This window comes from Klebsiella sp. 2019SCSN059 (assembly GCF_021739525.1).
Classification (GTDB): domain Bacteria; phylum Pseudomonadota; class Gammaproteobacteria; order Enterobacterales; family Enterobacteriaceae; genus Klebsiella; species Klebsiella quasipneumoniae.
Genome location: NZ_JAKKOM010000028.1, coordinates 14,097 through 37,122 on the forward strand (window position 1 = coordinate 14,097; position 23,026 = coordinate 37,122).

The window sequence follows — 23,026 nt, forward strand, 5'->3', positions numbered from 1 at the left end:
CTTTGTAAGTCTTGCATCAGGGTTAATGCTATGAATGTCCATAAGAGTTATCAAACTATCACCCACTACCATTTTGATTGGTTGACCCCAGCTGGCGACTACCCCAAGTCTGCTATTATGGTAGTTGAATGCAAGGATGGCCGGTGGATGATAGTTCAGGAGTTTGGGGAAGATTACGGTTGCTTCGAAGGTGTGCTGAAGAATGAAAGCGATCTTATCACTAAGCCTGCTTTTTATCCCGACTTGCGAAGTGCAGCTATGTCCGTTTTTGGTATGATGAAGCAAATATACCCACTGTACGATGATAATCTCTTTAATGAATTCCTCTCGGAAATTCCGGGATAGCTACTCTTCTGCAATAGTCAGCTCATTATCGCTGCAGGCGTGGCTTCATTCGGGATAGATGGAATCTTTTCTGGCTTTAATGCCATGAAACTTCAAATACGTCACCAGCTGATACGATGTTGCCTGATCCAGAAACAGATAAATGCTGACCTGTTCTGATGACTCCGTTACCCATTTGCCCTACGACCAGATTTTGCCCATCAATACGGGTCTCGATATGCCTGAACCCGTCCAGGTCCCGGGCAGCCACCACCAGTTGAAGCTTAGATCCACAAAAAATGACGACCGGCCATGCACCTTTGATAATGACTTTCCTGATTGTCTGAACCGGCCTCTCTTCTTTTTGGTAGCCGTTCGCGCGTTTCCACTCTGAATCATCTGCAGCATCAACCATTAAGTTTAAAGAGGAACTGGTATTCATGATGTTTTCCTGGGGTTACATTACGAACCGCGTGTCGTCGAAGAAAAGTAATATGCTGAATTAACAAAGCCTTCAGCCTCCCCGCTCATCTCTGAACAGGGAGGACTGGTACGGACACCGGTTAATGAAGGCTTTCTTCTTTGAGGTCGATCGCCCTGAGCGCCTGATGGAAGGCGGTATCGCTGATAGTACGGGCCTTTCGCATACGGAAAAGCTCATTACGTTGCGCGATAATGGCCTCACGTTGCATAAACTTCTCAAGCCTGGTGCGTTTCATCAGCTCCAGCCCGACGTCGGTTTGTTCATCGCTGTAGTTGTAGTGAAGCCGTCGCTGGTATGTCTCAAGGAGCATATTTCCGGCATCAGCGCGTAAGGCCTGCTCATCGGGATCAGCGACTGGCTGGCTGAGCAAATCGGTCAGTCGGTTGATGGCCGCTTCCGTCAACGCTGCTCCGATATTGCCGCTCCCGGCGTCATGAGGCAAATCCTCTCCGAGAGAGCGCGTCATGAAGGGAAGACCTACAGCAGCCACAATAAGTGATAACAGGATCACCGCCATTGAGAGAAAAATAAGCAGCTCTCTTCCCGGGAACGGTGACCCGTCATCCAGTACGGCCGGAAGTGTCAGTATCCCCGCCAGAGTGACGGAACCCTTCACACCGGCGAGAGCCATCACAGCCATCGCAGAGAACCGGGTGCGCACCGTCGTGACCTTGCCCCGCCGTTTCTGACGAAATACCGTCAGGGTTATGGACAGCCATACCCAGGCAAAACGCATCACACCAAGAGCCAGTGTGATAACCACGGCATACAGCAGTAAGTACCACGGAGATGACACTCCCGCTTGCTGTGCCACTTCCGGCAGAGTCAAAAGCATACGTGGCAACTGCTCACCCAGCATCAGGAAAATCATCCCGTTCAGCGTAGTCTGAAGCATATTCCACACGGCACCGCTTTTCATGCGTGTGGCCGGTAAACGAGGACCCGACAGCTGTTCATAGTGCATGGCGATGCCAGCAGCTACCGCAGCCAGGATCCCCGAGACATGGAATGCCTCAGCGAGAATATACGCGGCAAACGGGATAAGAAGGCTAATCAGTATCTGGATGGCCGGTTCCTCGCGTGTCCGTTTCACCAGAAAATTATTGCACTTACCGGTTACCCAGACGACCACAAGACCGCTCAGAATACCGCCGAAGGCCATCAGGAAGAATTTGGTCACCGCCTCTCCCGGGGAGAAGGTACCGGTGAGCACTGCAGCAATCGCAAAATTAAAGGCCACAAGGCCGGATGCATCGTTCAGAAGGGATTCGCCTTCGAGGATATGCGCCATTCGTGAGGGCAGCGGTGAACTGGCGGTCATAGCAGAGACGGCCACCGGATCCGTTGGAGACAGGATCGCGGCAAGCGCAAATCCGGCGGCCACCGTGATCGCCGGGATAAGCCAGTGAATAAACCAGCCAATGCCAATAATGGTGACCAGGACAAGGCCAATTGCCAGTGACAGGATGGGTTTCAGATCACTGAAAAATGCATCCTTGGGTATTCGCCAGCCATCCAGAAACAACAGCGGCGGGATGAACAACAGCAGGAAGATATGCGGTTCGAAATCAACCTGGAAGCCTCCGGCAGCAAGACCCGCCCCGGCAGCTATCTGAAGCAGGGGTAATGGAATTTTTACGGGCAACAAATGAGATATAAACACAGTAACAACTATCGCCATCATGAAAACAAGGACAATGGTGATCAGCGACATATTGCCCCTCCTCTTCCGATGGCAAACTCTTCATGCATATTGGTTCATCCTTATGGGCTGGTGGTACTCATAGTGCGCTTATTCTAGGGGCGCGGGGATCACCGGACAATATGAAATGCTGTCTTTTCTGTTAAACCCTCCCGGCAATCCGTTGAAGACAGCCCCTTACCTCTGGATTGAGTATCTGCGTTTCATAATCGGCGTTTATTTCATCGCGTACAGAATATGAAACGCATGCCTTCATCCGATATACTGACGATATTTAATGATGACTGCTGATACTGTTTCGTCAGTCATCTCTCCCCCTTCTTCTCTTCATACTTTATTTTAAGAGTAGCAAACCCATCAAACTCATTATTTTCAAGATTAAATTCACCTGCTATTAATTTCAGTCCTCCCAATGAAGAAAATGGCGGAGCTGATAATTTAATATCTTTTATAACATCAGTGTTACTTACTGCTGTATTTATATCCTTCATGGCTTTATTCAACCAAAAATGACTATCCGCCATAAGCGAAAGAACATACTGTACATCTTGCTCTCTTTCACAGATTATGTTTCTTCCATCAAACTTAACTGTCTCCTGGTTGAAGTATTCTGCCAAAAACTTCAAATGTGCATTGCTTAAAGATAAGTTTCTGTAAGCGTCTTTCATGCCGCCGTTGTACTGAGAGTCAGCCAAATGAAAAGCCTTATAGACTTCCTCATACTTGTTATGCAATCTTTTTTGTGACTTAATGCTCTTAAATAGCATGTAAGATAAGAAAATAATCATAATCATCATGCTGTTGAAAAGAATGTTATGTTCAAACATAGATATGACCTTTTTATATGTAATGTTGAGTAAAATACCTAGCTCAATCTTCATTAAAGCAACCATTAATTCACTTTTATCCCTCACATGTAAAATTCAATAAATATTAGCCTCCTTATATCAATGCCCGATTGCACCGGGGATTACGGAGCTTTAGCTAGATATCCCTGTTTTTGAAGTGCGCACGATAGCTGCACGCTATGATATTCAGCAAAGCAATTCGTATGCTGGGAAATTCTTTTATTATTCTATCTTCATTCAACCACGTACGAGATTCCAGTGCATTCGGGTTATGTCGATGGTCAAAGCGACCCTTTCTGTATATAACTAGCTCAGCCCCCCCCGTTTGCGGGTTAACCAGTATGCTGCTATAATAGCTATCACATGATAAATACCCTTCCGCATGAATAACAATTTTTCCGTTTTCAGCTTTGCACATATACGGCATAAAAATCTCAAGACCTTCACACATTTCTTCATAATTCATTTTACTCACTGGATGGCGAAATCCTATCTTTAATGGTTCACCTGGATTTTCAAGCTTCCCTGGTTCCCCTGGTTTTCCATTTTTAAGATGCAGTGAAAATGCACTGACATACCAGTAAAGTAAATTCTTACAAAACCCAGGGTAAGGTGGATTGATCAGAAGTTTTAGATCCGGACGAAATTTGGCGTTTATCTTATATTTGTATTTTAGTTCCTGCGGACATAAATATCGCTCATGATACCTGATGCTACGGGACAGTTCAGGTTTTTTCTCATACATCTCTCCCATTCTCTCATCAATTTTTATGTCCTTTCGATATGCTACATAAGCAGATAAGGATTTCAGGCTAGGGTGTATAATATCATACGTTACATTTTCGTCGTCTATTACACCGCCCCATTGAGCAATCAGAGCTCTTTCATACTGCTGCCTTAGCTCATACGTTTTCTTTACATTTAGAAATACCGTTTCAAGTATCATGCTTTTTTCGGTAATAATTTTTATAGACTGGGCATTTCGTCGTGCGCATCCTTCATCTACCCTCATCGCTTCACGTTGACAGTAATCTGCGTACATATCTTTTGTTATATTTTCTTTCGTTATGGCATCCTGCAACGTTTTAAAAATGTTTGCCACATCATTATATATGTTTTTTTTCATTTTCCATGCCGTCCTGTAATAAAGTTTTAAAATAAACTACTAAATGCTATAGTTAGTTTTACTATTTGTTCATCCTTATGGGCTGGTGGTACTCATAATGCGCTTATTCTAGGGGCGCGGGGATCACCGGACAATATGAAATGCTGTCTTTTCTGTTAAACCTTCCCGGCAATCCGTTGAAGACAGCCCCTTACCTCTGGCTTGAGTATCTGCGTTTCATAATCGGCGTTTATTTCATCGCGTACAGAATATGAAACGCATGCCTTCATACGATATACTGACGATATTTCATGATGACTGCTGATACTGTTTCGTCAGTCATCCCCTCTCTGTATTTTGTAGACACCAGATTTTCACACCCAGGTGGAAAACGGTGCGACTCATCATCTATAATAATAAAATGACTGATACCCAGATATCGGGCATTTGAAAGGCACTCCCTGTACCGGATATATTCAATATCCGGTACATCCTGAAGTGAAGGCGTAACGCCAATGATTCTGTGCCGGTATGAAACCGGGAAAAGATGCTTTAGCCCCTCTAAAGACATCGTCTCCCTCCAGCTGCTGGAGATCACTATGAGGATTTCAGGGCATTGAATTAAAATTTCTTCCAGCAGGGGCATTTTTTCAAAGGACTCATTCATTCTTCGATGTAGAACACCATCAAAATCAAGATAGAGCAGAACAGTACCTTCTGGATGAGTTCCAGTTGCTGCTTCATGCGAGGCTAAAAATTCATATGATTGAACATTTCGAACACGCCTTTTGTTTAAACTGTCGTATAACATAGCACTAAGAATGAGAATAACCACAGAGGCGGCAAACACCACCCCACTAGCAGAAAGTGAAAACAAAGCCCCTGTCATCTCTCCCCCTTCATCTCTTCATACTTGATTTTAAGAGTAGCAAACCCATCAAACTCTTTATTTTCAAGATGAAATTCATCTGCTATTAATTTCAATCCTCCCAATGAAGAAAATGGCGGAGCTGATAATTTAATATCTTTTATAACATCCGTGTTACTTACTGCTGTATTTATATCCTTCATGGCTTTATTCAACCAAAAATGACTATCCGCCATAAGCGAAAGAACATACTGTACATCTTGCTCTCTTTCACAGATTATGTTTCTTCCATCAAACTTAACTGTCTCCTGGTTGAAGTATTCTGCCAAAAACTTCAAATGTGCATTGCTTAAAGATAAGTTTCTGTAAGCGTCTTTCATGCCGCCGTTGTACTGAGAGTCAGCCAGATGAAAAGCCTTATAGACTTCCTCATACTTTTTATGCAATCTTTTTTTTGACTTAATGCTCTTAAATAGCATGTAAGATAAGATAATAATCATCATGCTGTTGAAAAGAATGTTATGTTCAAACATAGATATGACCTTCTTATAATTAATGTTGAGTAAAATACCTGGCTCAAGCTTCATTAAAGCAACCTAAGGAAGGAATATGTTTAGTTGTCTTTTGCTTTATCAATGGCCTGCTGCAAGCGATAAGAATCAGGCGCACCGGGAATAATGGTGGTAGTTTTGTTTTGCGGGTTCTTAATGTTCATGATGATGAATACCGGAGTACCACTATAATTGAGCTTATCAGCCAGCATCATATTCGCATCAAGCACATTCTGGAGCTGGTCACGTAGTTGTGCAGTCAGAAGGAAGTTACCGTGTTCGTCAAGAATATCTTTATACCCCAGCCCATGAACCAGCGTTGCCAGATTCTGCGGTGAGTAATCCTTTTTGGACTGAAGCGCTATTCCGGTCTCGTTCATTAATTTATTATGAAACTCATAATATTTATCCTGACCGTATGTCCGAAAAATATAAAGACCAATTTTTGCGCCCATACCTGAAATCGGAGTACGGTCTGCGAAAATAGTGAAGTCTTTAAAGAACGTTCGCACATTTTTGTTCGCGCTAATGGCCTTTTCAAGAACCGGGCTGGATTGCTGGCAGAAGTGGCACATGTAATCAAAAAACTCGATCACGGCGACATCCGCATTATCCGGACCGTAGTTTGGAGTGTAGGTTGATTCCAGGAGAACGTCTTTAGTATTCACTACATTAGACATTTTCTCACCATCGCGGTTAGACTCCAGGCGTTTACCCGCTTCCACCAGGTTTTCAGGGTGGTCGATCAAATATTGCGCCGCAGTCTTTCCAATCAGCTCTTTGTCCTGTTCTGTCAGAACTAAACCGGCTGACTGATTCGCCTGAGGCTCTCTGATTAGCCGATTAAACTGCTCGATCATGCGTTCGTTAGCAGGTTCTTTAGCCGATTGATTCGATTTAAACAGGTCACTGGCAGGCCCCCAGACAACTGAGCCAGCTACAAAGCCACAAAGGGCCAGACCAATATTAATCAGCATACGTTGATTAGGATTTTGCTTCTTTTCCATGGTTTTTCCCCGGAAGTCATTTTATGATTTTGTAAATGCAACTGATGTATATGAAAGAACACTTATTGACCGGCCATTCGGCGACTGCTTTCTGACTCGAATGGATCATCATGACTTACCTTCTTTACAGTCATGATTTCAGAAACATTACCCAGCACCCCGTTATTTATCATTAATTTCAACATACCGTAGTTTACTGAACCTAATAAAAAACCTCCCAACACGAGGGCAGAACAAATGATGACACGATGATTTTTTCGTTTATTTATCATGCTAAACCTCCTGTATTCATCTAACGATCAAAAGAAATACATCTGAAGACCAGAAATTCCATCTTACTGACTGTTTTTCCGGCTACTGCTGTCAAGTTCATCCACTGTATCCTGAATAAGCTTCTGGATATCGTTATTACCGGCCATCATGACGACTTCGTTGAATGAACCACGGATATCATGTTGTTCACCCATCATCCCGACTACACCTTCCATTACGCCATGGTTTTTCAATGCGGCAATGGAATCCGCTAACACTGAGGACTTCATAATGTCATTGCTGGTCAGCGATGAAGGCAATTCAACATCCGGAAGTGGAATATTATCTAGACTATCTTTTGTTTGTGAATAGGCAAATATGCCGCCGATGATACCCACATAGACCAACGTTCTGATTAATCCCATGTCGGACTCCGTATTATGCGCTGTAGATTTTAATCGGGCTTAACACCCGGTTCATTTGTACCGGCGACGATTTATCTTTATGCCCGGATACTGAGGATTTCAGCTCGGTCTGAATTGTCTTACCGGTAGTGTTTACATCATCAAACACCCGGCCCATAGCACTCTTCGACGGAGTCTCCGCAGCATCAAGCAGCAGGATCGGTTTTTCGGTACCATCGACATCAACAAAAGTAACTTTGCAGCCACTCTGACCACACAAACTGGACTGGGCTGAAAATGACACAACCACCACCGCTGCAATTGCCATAAATTTCTTCATTGTCTCTCCCGGAGAGCTATTTTTTCTGATTGGCCGTCTTCAGGCTGTTCAGCATCTGGTCAGGGTCACGTAACCCAGCAAATACCATCGGTTCACCTTTCAGGCTTAAACCGCTAGGCGTGCCTGAGAGCTTGAACATGTTCCCTGCATTGAACTGGTTCTGAACGGAGTCCATGCAGGCCTTTGTCGGTTGCTTATCCGGCAAGCCATCACCTTTCATGGCTTTGGTCAACGCAGCGGGTTTGTCGTCTGCACACCAGACCGATGCCATGTTCCGCGCAACCATGGAGTTCATACCGGCGCGAGGATAAGCGATGTATTTTATGGTGATCCCTTTCTCCAGATAGAATTGCAGGTCGTTATGTAATTTCTGGCAAAAGCCGCAGGTGATATCAGTAAAGACACCGATTACATATTTCTCATCCGGCGCTTTGTAGGTGATGGTATCGAGCTTCTCAATATAGGATCGCATCCCTTTGCTGATAAACTCATCTGTGGTGTTTTCCACTTCCGCACCTTTCACCTTGAATAAATTCCCGGTGAAGATGTATTCCCCGTCAGACGTGACGTAACTGGTCCCCTCTTTCGAAAAGACCGAGTAAATCCCTTCTACAGGCGACTTCTCCGCATAAAAGGCATCAATACCAACGGCCTCAATTTTGGCTTTCACATCCGCTGATAAATTAACGTCCGCATACGCCGATACGGATAACAATGTCAGGGCGACTGCAATTGGTTTAATCATGTCCTACCTCCTTAAATACTGTATCAAACCAAAAAAAATAATTTTCCGACCAGGAGGTGTTTTTACCCCCAGCTAGGAAAAAATTTTTTTGATGACGTGTAACCTGACAAAGTAACTTTTGAGGAGCGGGTTTATGACGAAACTAATATCTGGCGCTGTGCTGTTCGCAACGTTAACAGTCAATGCCAATGCAGCATTCAATCCGCCCAGGGATCGCCCTAAACCGCAAAATGTACCCGAGACGGTCAAGAATGAGTGTTTAACTGACGCCGCTCGTTTCTTCGGCATTGACCGTGACCTTGTTTTTACCCTTTTTGATAATGAAGGCGGCAAGATTGGTTCTTTTGTCCTTAATACCAACGGTACATGGGATATTGGGCCAATGCAGATAAATTCATCAAATCTGGCGGAAGTGAAATCTCATTTCCCCGCGATAAGCTGGCGTGAGCTTGCTTACGATGCTTGCGCCTCTTTTTGGGTGGGTACGTGGTGGCTGCATCGTAAAATTATTGATCGTAAGGGGAATGTGTTTGAAGGCATCGCCGACTACAACAGTAAGACCCCTCGCGTCAGAGCCAACTATATATTCAATTTTATGGTTCGATATAACCGGCGATTACAGCGAAACGGGAAAATGCAGCAACTCAATGCCTGGACAGGGATTGATCGCGTAAACCCGAAATTAGCGGAGATACCGGGTAAACTCGCGAACAACCCACCCAGATAAAAGTAACTTTTGAAGTGATGGCATCTGGTCGTCACTTCGACAGGTGACAGGGAGAGCAGAGGATGTGCTGTTTCTCTTACGCCCGCACCATCTAAAATGAAGGTGGTCGTAATCTGTCAACGCGGCCATGTCAGTAAATCCTTCATCCTGCCAGCCCATATGGTGCTACCGTTCCGGTTAACATGCGCCGTACTGTGTATTCTGGTAAAGTCGATACCGTAGTTACCTTTCCGCATTATAGTGATCAAGTTTATGAGCCGGTACGATGGCCCGTTTCAGGTGTTAACAGGCATGGCGCTTATCAGCGCCATTCCGTGGTTAAATACTCTTCCAGATACGACACTGGCGTGTTATTGACGATCACCGGTTCTTTTAGATCGCCCAGCGCCCGCGACAGTGTTGAGAAATAGGGTAGCTTCTCCCATAATCCCCGCTCCCCGATAACGTAAATTCGCTGTTTTGCCCTGCTTACCGCGACGTTCAGAAGATTGGGTGTGCCCGCTGCCCATGATTTAGCGCCGGGATTCTGTATGTTGCCTCCCAGCACGAGGATAACCACCGTAGCTTCTTTTCCCTGTGTTTTGTGTACAGTGCCCGTTTTATCCCTGCTGAACTGCAATTTCTTCGCTATATCGGCAAGTCGTTTTGCACAGTCCCGGAATGGCGAAATCAAAAACACGTTGTCAGCCGTGAGCGAATACTGATGACGCAAATCCAAAAGTAACTTTTCTACTGCCGTCCCTTCCTCTTTTACCCAGTTCCCCTCGCTGGTCCTCCCCTTCACATCCAGCCATCCACTTTCCGGGAGATTCATCTGGGTCGTTTTTTTCCCGTGGACCATCAACCCGTCATAGGCAATATCATTACTGATGCGGAACATTGGTTCATCACAGCGCCGGTGAACCCGTAACGGGCAACCTACCCAAATCTGTTCTGATTCAATGTCGGGCAGATAAGTGCCAACGTCCATTGTCTGGTCTGCCAGAATCTGTACAGAGACCTTGCCAGGCCACCAGCAGGAAGGGACCTTAAAATGTTTTGCCAGCGCCCTCTCTACAGTGGACGGAATACTGGACAGCGGAAACAGCTGTGTATCACACGGTTACACTATGAACTATGCCCTGTAAAGCCCCCTTTTTGAGTTGAGGCTCCATTCGGGTGTGTTGAAAATAGGGGGTTGGAGGTGAGGTTAAATAGTTTATAATCTAATCAATTGTGAATGAATAGAGGGCTACCCAATGATGTACGAACTGTTTGGTTTTGACCTTGCCGACTTCAAAGAGCTCTTCTATGTCTTTTGCCTGGCAGTGCTTGTTTACCGCTACATCACTGTTGGTCGTAAGCATCCGCTCTTTCGGAGTACAGCTAAATCAGAACAGAGTTCTGAAAATTCAGTAATTTCTTCCCAGGCCTCTCTCCCGGACTCGTTTAGAATTCGTCATTGGGATATGTCCGATCCGCGCTCTAATGAATACAATTACAACATGAAAAGGAATGAAGAAATCTTTAGCCCGGATGATAAGTGAATTTATAAGGCCAGCATTTGCTGTAATGCCGATCAGTTAAGGATCGGTTGATCGATCCAGTGGCTGTGTAAAAATCCGGAAATGCTCACCCTTTTCCGGATTTTTTTATGCACATTGGACAGGCTCTTGATCTGGTATCCCGTTACGATTCTCTGCGTAACCCTCTGGCTTCTCTGGGCGATTATCTTGACCCGGAACTGATTTCCCGCTGCCTTGAAGAGTCCGGCACTGTCACGTTACGCAAACGGCGCCTTCCTCTGGAAATGATGGTCTGGTGCATTGTCGGTATGGCACTTGAGCGCAAGGAGCCGCTTCATCAGATCGTTAACCGGCTGGATATCATGTTACCCGGCAATCGTCCGTTCGTTGCACCCAGCGCCGTGATCCAGGCCCGCCAGCGGCTGGGAAGCGAGGCCGTACGCCGCGTGTTCACGCAAACAGCGCAGCTCTGGCATAACGCCACGCCGCATCCGCACTGGTGCGGTCTGACCCTGCTGGCCATTGATGGTGTTTTCTGGCGAACACCGGACACGCCAGAAAATGATAAAGCTTTCCCCCGCCAGACGCATGGCGGAAACCCGGCACTTTATCCTCAGGTAAAAATGGTCTGTCAGATGGAGCTGACCAGCCATCTGCTGACGGCAGCGGCCTTCGGCACGATGAAAAACAGCGAAAATGAGCTCGCGGAGCAACTGATAGAGCAGACCGGCGATAACACCCTGACGTTAATGGATAAAGGTTATTACTCCCTGGGGCTGCTGAATGCATGGAGCCAGGCGGGAGAGCACCGCCACTGGATGATCCCGCTCAGAAAGGGTGCGCAGTACGAAGAGGTCAGAAAGCTGGGTAAGGGCGACCATCTGGTGAAGCTGAAAACCAGTCCACAGGCACGAAAAAAATGGCCGGGTCTGGGAGATGAGATGACAGCCCGGCTGTTGAGCGTGACGCGCAAAGGTAAAGTCTGCCATCTGCTGACGTCAATGACGGATGCCATGCGTTACCCCGGTGGGGAAATGGCAGATCTGTACAGCCATCGCTGGGAAATTGAACTGGGATACCGGGAGATAAAACAGACGATGCAACTGAGCAGGCTGACGCTAAGAAGTAAAAAGCCGGAGCTTGTGGAGCAGGAACTGTGGGGCGTCTTACTGGCTTATAATCTGGTGAGATATCAGATGATTAAAATGGCCGGGCATCTGAAAGGATACTGGCCGAATCAGCTGAGCTTCTCAGAATCATGTGGCATGGTCATGAGAATGTTGATGACTCTTCAGGGCGCTTCACCAGGGCGTCTCCCGGAGCTGATGCGCGATCTTGAAAGCATGGGGCAACTGGTAAAATTACCGACAAGAAGAGAAAGGGCCTTCCCGAGAGTGGTAAAGGAAAGGCCATGGAGATACCCCACGGCCCCGAAAAAGGGCCAGTCAGTTGCTTAACTGACTGGCATTACAGCATTTGCTGGCCTTTTTTATTTAAGATTTTCGATGCTTATCAAGAAACTGTTTTGCCCTATCAGATGACTCCGTTTCGCTCAGATTTCCAGGTAAGCTACCTACAAATTGGGGATACTCTGCGGCTACCTCAGGTCCATATCTAGGGTCATCAGATAAACGGCGTTGTACATTACTCATCATCTGTTGACTCTGATCTGACATCCTGTTGAATTTATCTTCCGTAATACCTGGACTGCTTTGTGCGCTAGCGATTGTCTGTTCCAGTTGAATGTTATTAGCCATATTACCTATGAGTGTTGCCTGAGAAGGCCCACTACCGATTTTCATTGAATCAGCAACATGACGATCCGAACCAGCTCCAGTTAAGAGTCGCTGCGAAACTGGTGAATTATCGACCACCTTCTCAGCCGCCGCTCCAATTTTGTTCATTATCCCTGGCGCATGCCCATTGTTATCACGTATGCCTTCACCCAGATTATAATCAGCTGTACCGGTGGCAGGACGCGCACCTGTCGTTCCCGAACCACTGACAACGGATTTAACGACATCTGATAACCCATTTTCAAATCCATTGTTTTTTCCGTCTGCGCCTAATCGAGCAACACGAGACACATCAGACGTTGTCAGATTTTCACCGGTTAAATTGTTATATGACTCGCGATAGGCTTCACTCTGGGCGAGGCTTTTCTCTCTGGCCTCGCCAGTCTGATGTCGGGCATTTTCGCTATGCAATGCCGCCTGGGTTAATGTAGCTTTAGCATCCTCTGTTTTATCTCCAGAAGGAAGGAATGATTCAGCATTTTTTGGCGGTTCTCTTGATTGCAAATTACTCATTGTTTGTTGTGTTGCTGAGTCGTAATCTACTGACTCTGCATCACCCAGTATTATAGACTGAACGCCACCGGCGATTTTTACCGGCAGGGAGTCTTTATCAGCTGTCTGAAGAGCTTTTTCGAGGGTTCCTTTTTGATTGCTCTCAGGCAATTGCTCCCGGACATTGTCAAGCGATTCTCTCTGACTTGTAGAAAGGATCCTGCCCTCATTCTCACCAGACCGATTAGCGATAAACTGTTTCGCATCATCTTCTTTGAGAGATTGTGCTGACATACCCCCGATAGTTGTACCAGGCTGTGCTTTCGCTGCGTCCTGGCGTGCGCCTAGTCCACCTGTAACCTGACTGCGCTGATTATTGAAGTTGCCTGAAATGTCGCCAGCTCCCGGTACAGCAGAAGTATCAGGGGCTTTCTGCGTTTGCTCCTGGTGGCTGGCATAGTTGCCTCCGCTACCGAGACCAACGAACTGATCCAGTTTTTCAGCTGCTGGAGCAAGAATCCCAGCATTAGCTCCCATCATACTTATCGCATTCTTAAACATTTGCGATGTTTGCTGAATGTCACCAAGATTTTGAGCCACTGTTTCACCGGAGCCCATCTTGGTCAACTCATCTGCTTTGTTAAACATTTGTTTAACAAATGCATCATTACCATTCTTAGTGTCTCCCAGTGTATTGCTACCGTTCAATGTATCCTTCATGGATTTCCATTCTGCAACTGCAGCTTCGCGGTTTCCGCCAAGTGACGCCCAAAAGTCGCCAACAGATTTCTCGGTGGCAGGTTTGCTCATCGTGTCAGACAGCACTCCTCCGTCGATGTTGAGGCTGCTGCTCATTGAAAGCTGAGAAGCCTGACCACCAGTTTTACTGAACGCATTAGTTTCAGAATTACTGATAGACTGAGCATATTGTTGCATCTGTTGCGCAACTTTCTGATAACTATCTGAATCAGTAAATCCGTTCTGAATACTGTTTGCTTCGAATTTAGCGATATCTTTGGCAAACGAACTGCCGTCTTTAAATAAGTTATTCAGACTGTCGGTATAGGCTTTTTTCTGACTATCGGTTAAACCCGAGTCATTCATAATTCGCCCTTGTATAGATGCTTGTAATCCGCCAGCTGCATTAATCATTTTTCCAAGGAGACTGCCACCGGTACCGGTACTTCCACCCTTACCTCCGCCACCTAAGCCAAGAGATATGTCAGCCCCACCTCCAAATACTGCCTGGAATGATTTAGCTTCTTTAGCATCAACGGATAATCCTACATCGCTTCCAACCCCATTGCTTAAAGCTGTACCAATATCCTGAAGCAGTTTCATTCCACCCTGAGTTGTGCTTGATCCGGTCTGTGTCCGGTTTCCCTGTGACGCGTTGGCCCAGGCTTCGTTTAAAGCCTGTGAAGCGGTCCTAGTTGATTGTCTTGTAGTCCCAATTTCATTTTTACCTGATGCAGATACAGTATCCTGAAGGGCTGAACCGAGGCCAAGCGTCGGCATCATCCTGGTCGGAGAATTCAGAAGCCCGCCTGATGACATACCGCCACCGGTTGAAGTGGCTGCGGTGTGTGTCTGGTCACCAAAGGACTGTTTACCCGCATTACCCGCCGACCACACTTCTGGTGTGACATGGCCAGTATTGGCAGGAGCATCCGGCGTGACATTTTTCAACGCTCCCATCATAGGATGAATGCTGGTGGTCAACAGGAACAGCGTCAGCATTGGCACCATGCAATACAGCGCTGAAGCTACAGACAGGTAGCTCCCGTACGTCTCCTGAATACTCCCCATATTTGCCCAGTTCATCGTGGTCTGTACACCCAGCGATGACCATGTGTCAAACTGCTGATTTAATACCATTTTTACGTATGCATTGACCATGACCGCTGTTATCGGCCACATGTTAACGAAGACTATCAGTTGAAGGTATTTTGCAGCTGAAGTTATGCCTTCACCTCCCAGGAAGAGGATCGCAATCAGGGCAAATGGTGCAACCATGTAGCTGAACATTTCTAGGAACGATATTGCAGCGCCTGAGATGTTCAGCCAGAGTTGCCCCTGACTGACCATGGCGTTGGTTCGTTTCATGCTCGCTTCGAAAAGCTGGTAGTCAGCCGCTATACCCAATGACTTGCGATACTGCAGCACACCTTTATCTATTTGGTTGAGTACAAATGCAGCAGTAGTAATATTGTGAGCCTGACCGGCACTTCCAAAAAGCGTGGTGGCTGCACCACCGATAAAATCAGTTTGTTGGCCACTATCCTCTTGCTGCGGTGCGACAAACTGATTCATCTGACCCAGATTACGCATAATAGACGCGCCCTGAGGAGAGTCGAATGCGGCTTTAACCGCCGCCCAGGCATCCGTACAGGACGCATACTGCAAACCTGTAGATGTCACCATTGGGACGCTTGCTGTCTTGAGGCTGTTGGCAGTCATTGAATCCATCACGTTCATTACAGACGCAAGATCAGTGGCATAGATTTCATTTAACGCCACCCCTCTTAGTGGTGTCTGAACCTCTGAGTCTTGGGTCGTTTTAATACAATCGCGTGCAATAGACTGTATGATTCTGCAGACATCAAAAGTGACAGGTTTTTCGCTTCCGCTCATCGTATTCGGGAATGCCTGACAGAACCCGCTCGACTCCCCGCCCCACTCCATATATCTGACCATTTTGGTCATAGGGCCCAGTGTCAGGCTGTCATCCAGCGTGTCACTGACCTGTCCTACCGGGGTAAGCGGGTCAAACGCTGCCCGCCAGTCTGTAATCAGGCCATGTAATAACCCGGTAGTGAGCTCGCCCGAGGCAGCAATAAATAGCGGGACATCATCGATATTTCTGACCTCGCCTGTTTTCACCGATTCCAGCGTGACATCGGCTTTAATGACGGCAATGGAATAGAACAACAGGCCCATTATCCATGAGAATATTGGGACATCCGTTTTATTCGGAGCCAGTACCCACTTCATTGATTTATAGAAGAGTCCAATAGTGGCAGCATAAGCAGCAAATCTGATCCATTCATTGGAACCATGAGAGGAAAAAATCAGTGCGATCCCGTTGAATGCCGTATAGACGAAATCAATCTCACTAATGGTGTATATCGTGAAATTATCCATATCAGCCCCCGTTCCCGCTATCGCCATAGGTGCGTTTTTTAATGAATGCCATATCCCAGTAGGCCAGAACCGTTTTTTCCTCAGTATTCTGGATAGACTGTACTTCTGAAGCGCTGCGGATCTGATTTCTGAAGGTCTGGTTTATTTTGTCTAGTTGGTCCTTAAACGATGTCATCGCCTCTGAAGGCAAAGTCATATTTGTCATTTTATTCTGTACACTACTCAGCAACTCTATCGTGAAATTTTTTGCCGCGATCGTGCTGATATCTTTGATGTATTGAACACCCTCAGCAGCTGACAAGGTCTGAAGCGTAGGAATGATGTTATTAACACCTAACATGCTGATAAGTTTACGTTGGTCCTGCGTCAACTCAGTGTCATTCCTGACAGCCCGCTGAACTTCGAGCAATGTCTCAATAATGGTTTCAGACAGTCCTTTGAATTGAATAGACTCCTGACGCATTTCAAGACACTGTGCTTTCCTGTTACTGCGTAAATCAGGAGTTGGGTTACAAACATTTAACTTAACATTTCCTGTTCCTGTCCCCTTTATGAAATCAGCCGCTTTCATCGTAGGCGGGACGGGTGTTATCGCAGAATTTTCCCCATTACTATCCCAGCTGACGATAAGTGTTCCTGTAAGTGACATTATTTGTTCGGCCAATTTGTAACCTGTTAGTTCAGTCACGCCCCCTACATTTATATTGCCGTTATCAATGCTCATGAATCCCTGGTAAACAATATTACCGGCGTATTTTTCCTTAAATGCATCAGGATCTTTTGCATAGTTCTTTTTGTTTACTTCACTCGCAGGCTGACTCATGGTGCTACCAAAATCCGGGAATATACCTGATACCATGGAGTCAACAGCGCCGCCACCGAGCCCGATTTTCTCAGTAAACTCCTGAGGAGTGCCCAGTCCGTTTTGCAAAAACTCATAGGTCGCGTTACAGCTGTCTTTGGCAAATTTGTTCAGCGCAGCGAGCTTGTCCTGAATGTTCGCGATAATCGCTGCACAGTCGGCGCAGATAGCAGAAACTGCGGTGTTAAAAGCATATACCGCTGAGCCCTGTGCGATACCGCGTCCAATCTGTACAAGCTGATCACCGTTGATCATGCTGAAACTGCCGAGGAAAATATCAATACCGTTACACCCGACGCTGGCTTTCGGGAAACTGACGTTGACGAGGTTGGTATTCACCTGAGGCTGGCGGTATGAGAAGCTGCCGCCCACAGCTCCGACACGTGACGCCGTTCTGACTGAACCGGGATCAGTTGATGCAACCATACCTGTGAATATGCCTTCCATGACGTTGGCAGCATGGACCTGCTGCATTGAGTAAGCCCCAAAAAAAATGGCCGATAAAAGTAACTTTTTCAGGAAAGTTACTTTTGGAAAATTAGTAGCCACTAAAGCCCCCTTCATTTTCTGAGAAACGGGCATCTACCCGATCGGTTGTAGGCATGTCGTACTCACCGAGTTTTTTATCCATTAAGTTCTGAAGCAGATAAGGGTCCTGTTCATAGCTAACTTTGTTCACGGTCAGGACGTCTCTGTCGCCAATCGCATATTGCTTCTTAATGTCGAGCGTATTCTGGAATGTGGCCTCATCGAGGAGGTTCATTCCTCTGGCCGCAAGAATAATCGTATTTTTAAGTTCGTCTGCGGAAACAAGACCGGTACTGACACGTGTCGCCTGAGAGCCATCATTAGACATGAGATAAACAGTAGGAACTTCAGTAATGGCATACCGTTTAATCATATCCATCGTTGCCCTGCCATAGCGGGGAAATAAACCATTATGGAGAGGACGTCCGTCGATACTCACCGGCATAATGTCAACGTGATAATAATTCTGCATGAAATTAAGAATCTGGCTTTGTTCATGACAGTACTGGCAGGTGCTCTGGAAAAAGAAAAACAACCCGCCCTTCTGGAAAATGGAGGTCAGTGCTTTTTGCTGCTTATCTTCAAGACCGGCCCGGTGTGCATTTAAAGCAACTGTTTCAGTCGGCTGGCGTCTCTTTTCTGACATCATCGGATTACTGATGAAATAATCCCGGGTACGGTCAGAGAAACGGGTGGCAATATCAAGCATTAAACGTTGCGCAGTATAATAACGGGACAGGTTTTCGTCTGTCGGGTTATCCATTGCTGCATAACGGAGATTAAGCAGGTTTTCTTTCAGCCACCGGGAATCCAGCTTAAGTTCTTCATTCTTGTCCTGAGACGGCGAACCCGTTAAAGGCTGTTGCGGTTGTTCTTCTTCATCCTCAACCGGCTCTTTATCGTTATACCAGAAGAAACCTTTTTTCAGTGCCTGGCCGGAAACAAAAGGTGTATTCCCGACATACTGTGTTTCAGCCATGCTCATAGTGGAAAGCACCAGCAACGAACTAATGGCTGTTTTAAGGAAGAAAGTTTTTATGATCTGCATATGCTACCCCTCGATGGTTAGCATTATCATCCCATAAAAAAAAATTCGTTTTCTTCAATAAGGAAGGTGTTCTGTGCGAAATCTGAAATTTTTCTCACGGGCTGTTTCAGGCCGAACAATGGCGCAACATATCCGCGTCTGGCGAACCGGAGACAGACGCTGCTGGTAATGTATTAGCCTGACAGGTGAGTATTCCTGCTGACCTTCAAAGGGAAAACCGTATGGTGAATGAAGGAGTGCTTTTTCAAAGCAAAAAAAACAGGCAGGTATACAAAAATCGACCATGAACGCGAAAGCGATGACCTTTTTCTGCCTGAAAGGTCTACCCCAGGATGTGGCCGTTGATGAAATTTAAATGCAGAAAGAATGCGGTTAATCTTTCCTGACTTTGCCCGGGGATTTAAATCTGGACACTGTTTCTTCCGCCTGTATCAACAGCATCAACTGGTGAGATAAATTACAGTTTCTGGATGCAAGGATTTTCTCTATACGGGCCTTACGGTCCGGATTTTTTATCATCCGGAGAAAACGGGAAGGTCCCGAAAGATATTCGGCCAGACGAATGCTGACCGCTTCCGAACTGGCCGAAAACATGGCATCAAGTTCTTTTTCAAACCGGATCTTGCCGGATGGACAGGTGGCCCTTTTTAACGGCGTCAGCTCCTGAACGAGCTGCAAGATGCAATCAGGAAAATGGTTTTTGAGGTCATCTGTTTTTAACTCTGTATGGATGACCGGCAGGAATAAATAAGAAGCACAACGGACATTCAGGTCGGGCGAAATCGTACGCAACCGGTGATGGATCGAGTCTGAAAGATGAAAAAATCCTTGTTCATCTGAAGGCGTCGTTATTCCTGTTGATGCAAACGCGATATGACAGATAGTGCTTGCGGTGTGTAAAAGTTGATTTTCCATGAGTGATGAATGTCTTTTATTCAAAGGGAACAACGGGCTGCGAATAACGCATAATTGCTACTTTGCATTTTTTTGCGCTGCATGTCGGACAGGAGTCATATTTATCCGGCGCATGAATGAAGGGTTTTTTGCAGACCAGACAGTAGTCTTTATAATCCGCCTCACTCATCCCGTTGAGAACCTGAACTATCCTGTTAACCTGGAGCGGGTAGTATTCTGGCGAATATCCTGTCTGTATTAACAAATCAACCAGTGCATTAAAATCCATTTCTTTTGTGGATTCTGTAGGGTTTTGAGGTTCATATCCGAAAATATGTATTGCATTGTTCACAACAACGTTAGAGAGCAGCATCGCAGATTTTTCACCAAGCCACGACCCTACTCCTGATCTGGTATTCACTCCTTTGCGATACTCCAGTCTGTCAGCAACTTTACGGCCATACAAATGCGTTATCGTATATTTGTTAGCATCATATTCCAGTAACCTGATGGCTTTTGCCAGGCTATCCAGCTGGCTTACCTCACTCTTTTTTAAAACCATTATCCGTATTCTCCTTAACGTGACCCGGTACCGGGTCAGACGACCGGCTGAAAAAATGACTGCGTGTGGTTCTGAAAAGTAACTTTTTAACTAAATTCGTTCGGGGTCGTGTATTCGTTATCCTGTATGAACCATAATCACTCTGTCGCAATCCTGACTGACAGTGGTGAGTCAATATAAACCCACTGTGATACTAAAATTTCTTTAACTTCTCATACGACTCTTTCAGAGTGAACTCTACCCGTAAGTTTTCCATATTTTCTCTGGGTATAAATCCCTCAAGCAGATCAGCCAGTATCTCGTACCCCCACGCATAAACTTTGGAACCACGTCGACCGGTATCATAGGTTATAAACCGGGGAAAGAAGATCACATTCGTGACCTCAACGAATGCAGACATTTCTGTTTCAACCAACATCTGAAATGCATCATTTGACAGGGCTAAATAGGACTGGACAAAAGCAGGTTTAAATCTGGCGAGATTCCACAGATTAACGAGGAAGTTCATCTGTATAGAGACAATATTTTTCCGGAATAACTCAAGGTCGACAGGTTTGTAGACATAACTTTTCCCGCTTATTAATTCGCACGGGGCATTGGGTTTCAGCTCTGAACTGTCAAATGGTCGCCCGTATGCATCAAACTTCAGGTAATGCGAGTCATCCAGGATCAATTTGATCAACTCGCTCCATAAAACAGGTTTTCCGTTTACACGCGGAATTAACAGACTCCCGGGCCGTGCCTCTGATTGTGCAATTCGATTAAGACGAGTATCTGTAGATGGATGGAAAAAACGGCCTAGGAGGATATCGGGAATATAGCGATAATCCGACGCGAGTTCACGAGGCAACACGCTGAGCAGCTTTTGCTGACTCCGGATTAACTGTAACTCCGAACGGAGAAACGCTTTAATGACCGAGTCAGTCTGTACGTTTTGTTGTACGTCCATACGTTCTCCAGGACACTTTTGAGTCGATATCTTACTGCGCTACTTCTGCGCGTCAAAGGGGCTTTTATTATATCACAGCAACCCCGGCAGGGTGTAGAAAAAGTTATTCACAAATATTATAAAGCACTATCTGCATTTTAGTACCTCGTGTTAGATCATCGATTTTTTCACGTATATCATTAGACACTTTTATGCCAAAACTGGCGCAAACCATCATCTTTCATTGCTGCTTTTTTTAAAAAAATTCACCAATGGGAAAAAAACGTCATTTGTGAATTTTACCAAAATAGTGACCAATGGGCTGTGATTTTCCAGGTTTCGTCATGTGTGAATTTTCCCAAAATAGTCACTTATGTATAAGGGTAACTATTCCAGATTCGAAAAAAGTTACTTTTCTGGTACCCCCCCCTCCGGAGTAAGGTTCTCTGTTCACTCAGTGGGCTCACGGTGCCCGGCTTGTAGGCGATATTCGTCTCAACACGTAAAAGTCACTTTTTTAGCCGTGGCAGTGTGCCCGCAGAAAAAAGTTAAAAAAAAATAAAATCACCCTTGTTATTCCTGAAAAATTTTTTTGAACTCCTGTAGCCTGTTTGTCTGGAGGAGTAGATATGAACCCGATAATTACCAATCATCAGGAAACCGTTATCGCGAACTCGGTACGATACATCGAGTTACTGAAGCTGGAAGCTTCAAAGGTTTTGGATGGATATTGGGCCGCCTGGAAGGCGCGAAACCAGTTGATATCACAAAACACGTATGCAAATGGCGGGAGATTTATTCCCGGCAGATACGCGCCAGTGTTACAAAAGGTCGGTTCATCGCAAAAACTGACTATTGTCTGGAAGGATTTTTCGCCCAGGTTCAAAAACAAAGTTGAACATTATGGGGTTGTTGTTAAACCGAAGCTGGGAGGCTACAGCGTTAGTTGTTTTAAAAAAGCGTTAGACTGGGAACTGGAGATGATCCAGGAGACAGAAAACAAAATTAAACCGATCCGTGAACTGCTTACGGAATGTCATCAACGAAAGCTAGCCGACATCAAAAGACTGGAAAAACTGAAGAGGTTATTATAATGGTCGACAACGTATCCCCTAAAAATGAACAGCGTAATCAACGGAACGCCGGTAACAACCGTCCTTTAGGGATGGTCATTTCAAAATTAAAGCCACTTTCCAGTGATTTTTATAATCATTTCCATGAAAAAAACAGAGCCTGCCTGCGTCAGTTCAACGCCATTTCTAATGCTATTTATAATATCTTCCGGCTGGTCGAAGGTGATCAGGCAACCAGCACCAAAGTTCAGAAATGGCTTTCCGGGGTTTATGACGAACTTTCTGGTAATGTCAATACGTACAAAGATCAGATTGACAAAAATGTCTCCAAACTCCCCATCGAAGATTCATCATTCGATGGATTTGACTATGAAGAATTTGAGATTCGCTGGAATCACCCATTAACCTATAAATTGCTGAACATTATCCAGACCATCAACGTACTGACTCGCCAGGCGCACCAGCTGTGGTTATATGGTCAGATATCTCAACAGATCCACGACCGTATTATCCTGCAACTCCTGAGCTCCCTTCGTGTCGCCATGGATAGCATCAGTAAAATACTGAACGCAGAAAATCGCGTGAATGGTAAATATGATGCATTGCCATTCATTCAAAGCATTAAGCGGTTTAAATCCGTCGAACTGTATATTGCGAGCCTCGAACCAAAACCCGATGCTGAGACGGAGCAGGCGTTAAAAAAAGAAGAAACGGTAGTCCAGAGTAAGACAGCTGATAAGGCCGAGAATACTGTCACTCCCGTTCCGGTAGTCCAGAGTAAGACAGCTGATAAAGCCGAGACTTCTGTCACTCCCGTTCAGGTTCAATAAACTCACA

Annotated in this window: 24 protein-coding genes; 6 read left to right on the top strand and 18 right to left on the bottom strand. The window is 45.7% G+C overall.

All coding sequences use genetic code 11. From position 1 onward, the window contains the following. Positions 1-30 precede the first annotated feature (30 nt). Positions 31-345: a hypothetical protein gene (locus L2I46_RS22355; protein ID WP_017900830.1), complete on the top strand. Its 315-nt coding sequence runs from the start codon at positions 31-33 to the stop codon at positions 343-345. A gap of 76 nt (positions 346-421) precedes the next feature. Here L2I46_RS22355 and L2I46_RS22360 read toward each other — a convergent pair whose 3' ends face one another. From L2I46_RS22360 to L2I46_RS22410, 11 genes are all read right to left on the bottom strand, one after another. Then, a complete protein-coding gene (locus L2I46_RS22360) occupies positions 422-766 on the bottom strand; it encodes a hypothetical protein (RefSeq protein WP_017900829.1) in 345 nt (114 codons plus the stop codon). Positions 767-887: 121 nt separating this feature from the next. Continuing rightward, positions 888-2,522: a Na+/H+ antiporter gene (locus L2I46_RS22365; RefSeq protein ID WP_017900828.1), complete on the bottom strand. Its 1,635-nt coding sequence runs from the start codon at positions 2,520-2,522 to the stop codon at positions 888-890. Between the two features lie 293 nt (positions 2,523-2,815). Next, a complete protein-coding gene (locus L2I46_RS22370) occupies positions 2,816-3,391 on the bottom strand; it encodes a hypothetical protein (RefSeq protein ID WP_223226691.1) in 576 nt (191 codons plus the stop codon). Positions 3,392-3,494: 103 nt separating this feature from the next. Next, on the bottom strand, positions 3,495-4,484 hold the full coding sequence (locus tag L2I46_RS22375; protein ID WP_017901392.1) for a hypothetical protein: 990 nt from the start codon (positions 4,482-4,484) through the stop codon (positions 3,495-3,497). Positions 4,485-4,749: 265 nt separating this feature from the next. After that, positions 4,750-5,352 carry an HAD domain-containing protein gene (locus tag L2I46_RS22380; protein ID WP_017901393.1) on the bottom strand — a complete coding sequence of 201 codons (603 nt, stop codon included), beginning with the start codon at positions 5,350-5,352 and terminating at the stop codon, positions 4,750-4,752. Further along, positions 5,349-5,864, bottom strand: a complete 516-nt coding sequence (locus L2I46_RS22385) for a hypothetical protein (protein WP_087549171.1) — start codon at positions 5,862-5,864, stop codon at positions 5,349-5,351. Before L2I46_RS22385 ends, L2I46_RS22380 begins: the two co-directional genes overlap by 4 nt. Positions 5,865-5,944: 80 nt before the next feature. Continuing rightward, complete coding sequence (locus L2I46_RS22390; RefSeq protein ID WP_017900919.1) at positions 5,945-6,889, bottom strand: DsbA family protein; 945 nt, start codon at positions 6,887-6,889, stop codon at positions 5,945-5,947. Between the two features lie 62 nt (positions 6,890-6,951). Further along, the gene (locus tag L2I46_RS22395) at positions 6,952-7,161 is read right to left on the bottom strand and encodes a hypothetical protein (RefSeq protein ID WP_017900918.1); all 210 of its coding nucleotides are present in this window, start codon (positions 7,159-7,161) and stop codon (positions 6,952-6,954) included. A 63-nt stretch (positions 7,162-7,224) separates the two neighbouring features. After that, the gene (locus tag L2I46_RS22400; protein ID WP_017900917.1) at positions 7,225-7,566 is read right to left on the bottom strand and encodes a hypothetical protein; all 342 of its coding nucleotides are present in this window, start codon (positions 7,564-7,566) and stop codon (positions 7,225-7,227) included. Between the two features lie 13 nt (positions 7,567-7,579). Beyond that, positions 7,580-7,885 (bottom strand): hypothetical protein, encoded by a 306-nt coding sequence (locus L2I46_RS22405; protein ID WP_017900916.1) that lies wholly within the window; start codon positions 7,883-7,885, stop codon positions 7,580-7,582. 16 nt (positions 7,886-7,901) lie between these two features. Next, positions 7,902-8,630, bottom strand: a complete 729-nt coding sequence (locus L2I46_RS22410; RefSeq protein ID WP_017900915.1) for a thioredoxin fold domain-containing protein — start codon at positions 8,628-8,630, stop codon at positions 7,902-7,904. Between the two features lie 133 nt (positions 8,631-8,763). On the opposite strand from L2I46_RS22410, the gene L2I46_RS22415 reads away from it, so the two are divergent. Further along, positions 8,764-9,357 carry a lytic transglycosylase domain-containing protein gene (locus L2I46_RS22415; RefSeq protein ID WP_017900914.1) on the top strand — a complete coding sequence of 198 codons (594 nt, stop codon included), beginning with the start codon at positions 8,764-8,766 and terminating at the stop codon, positions 9,355-9,357. 301 nt (positions 9,358-9,658) lie between these two features. Here the strand turns inward: L2I46_RS22415 and L2I46_RS22420 are convergent, their stop codons facing one another. Then, complete coding sequence (locus L2I46_RS22420) at positions 9,659-10,327, bottom strand: DEAD/DEAH box helicase (RefSeq protein WP_024266297.1); 669 nt, start codon at positions 10,325-10,327, stop codon at positions 9,659-9,661. A 268-nt stretch (positions 10,328-10,595) separates the two neighbouring features. Between L2I46_RS22420 and L2I46_RS22425 the strand changes: the two genes are divergently transcribed. Together L2I46_RS22425 and L2I46_RS22430 are read left to right on the top strand one after the other, a co-directional pair. Then, positions 10,596-10,883: a hypothetical protein gene (locus L2I46_RS22425; protein ID WP_017900912.1), complete on the top strand. Its 288-nt coding sequence runs from the start codon at positions 10,596-10,598 to the stop codon at positions 10,881-10,883. A 107-nt stretch (positions 10,884-10,990) separates the two neighbouring features. Next, positions 10,991-12,319 carry an IS4 family transposase gene (locus tag L2I46_RS22430; RefSeq protein WP_017900911.1) on the top strand — a complete coding sequence of 443 codons (1,329 nt, stop codon included), beginning with the start codon at positions 10,991-10,993 and terminating at the stop codon, positions 12,317-12,319. 36 nt (positions 12,320-12,355) lie between these two features. Here the strand turns inward: L2I46_RS22430 and L2I46_RS22435 are convergent, their stop codons facing one another. The 6 genes from L2I46_RS22435 to L2I46_RS22460 form a co-directional block, all read right to left on the bottom strand. Continuing rightward, positions 12,356-16,294, bottom strand: coding sequence for a conjugal transfer protein TraG N-terminal domain-containing protein (locus tag L2I46_RS22435; RefSeq protein ID WP_025999309.1), 3,939 nt, complete (start codon positions 16,292-16,294; stop codon positions 12,356-12,358). Between the two features lies 1 nt (position 16,295). Further along, entirely contained in the window at positions 16,296-17,705 is a 1,410-nt protein-coding gene (locus L2I46_RS22440; protein WP_017900909.1) for a conjugal transfer protein TraH, read from the bottom strand. Then, complete coding sequence (gene traF, locus L2I46_RS22445; protein WP_017900908.1) at positions 17,695-18,732, bottom strand: conjugal transfer protein TraF; 1,038 nt, start codon at positions 18,730-18,732, stop codon at positions 17,695-17,697. The genes L2I46_RS22440 and traF overlap by 11 nt, the downstream gene beginning before the upstream one ends. A 372-nt stretch (positions 18,733-19,104) precedes the next feature. After that, positions 19,105-19,647: a hypothetical protein gene (locus L2I46_RS22450; protein ID WP_024266295.1), complete on the bottom strand. Its 543-nt coding sequence runs from the start codon at positions 19,645-19,647 to the stop codon at positions 19,105-19,107. Positions 19,648-19,663: 16 nt separating this feature from the next. Continuing rightward, a complete protein-coding gene (locus L2I46_RS22455; RefSeq protein WP_017900906.1) occupies positions 19,664-20,188 on the bottom strand; it encodes a hypothetical protein in 525 nt (174 codons plus the stop codon). A 193-nt stretch (positions 20,189-20,381) separates the two neighbouring features. Continuing rightward, positions 20,382-21,137, bottom strand: coding sequence for a hypothetical protein (locus L2I46_RS22460; protein ID WP_017900905.1), 756 nt, complete (start codon positions 21,135-21,137; stop codon positions 20,382-20,384). A gap of 608 nt (positions 21,138-21,745) precedes the next feature. On the opposite strand from L2I46_RS22460, the gene mobI reads away from it, so the two are divergent. After that, entirely contained in the window at positions 21,746-22,210 is a 465-nt protein-coding gene (gene mobI / locus L2I46_RS22465; protein ID WP_017900904.1) for a conjugative transfer protein MobI(A/C), read from the top strand. Continuing rightward, the gene (locus L2I46_RS22470; RefSeq protein ID WP_014839910.1) at positions 22,210-23,019 is read left to right on the top strand and encodes a hypothetical protein; all 810 of its coding nucleotides are present in this window, start codon (positions 22,210-22,212) and stop codon (positions 23,017-23,019) included. The genes mobI and L2I46_RS22470 overlap by 1 nt, the downstream gene beginning before the upstream one ends. Positions 23,020-23,026 lie beyond the last annotated feature (7 nt).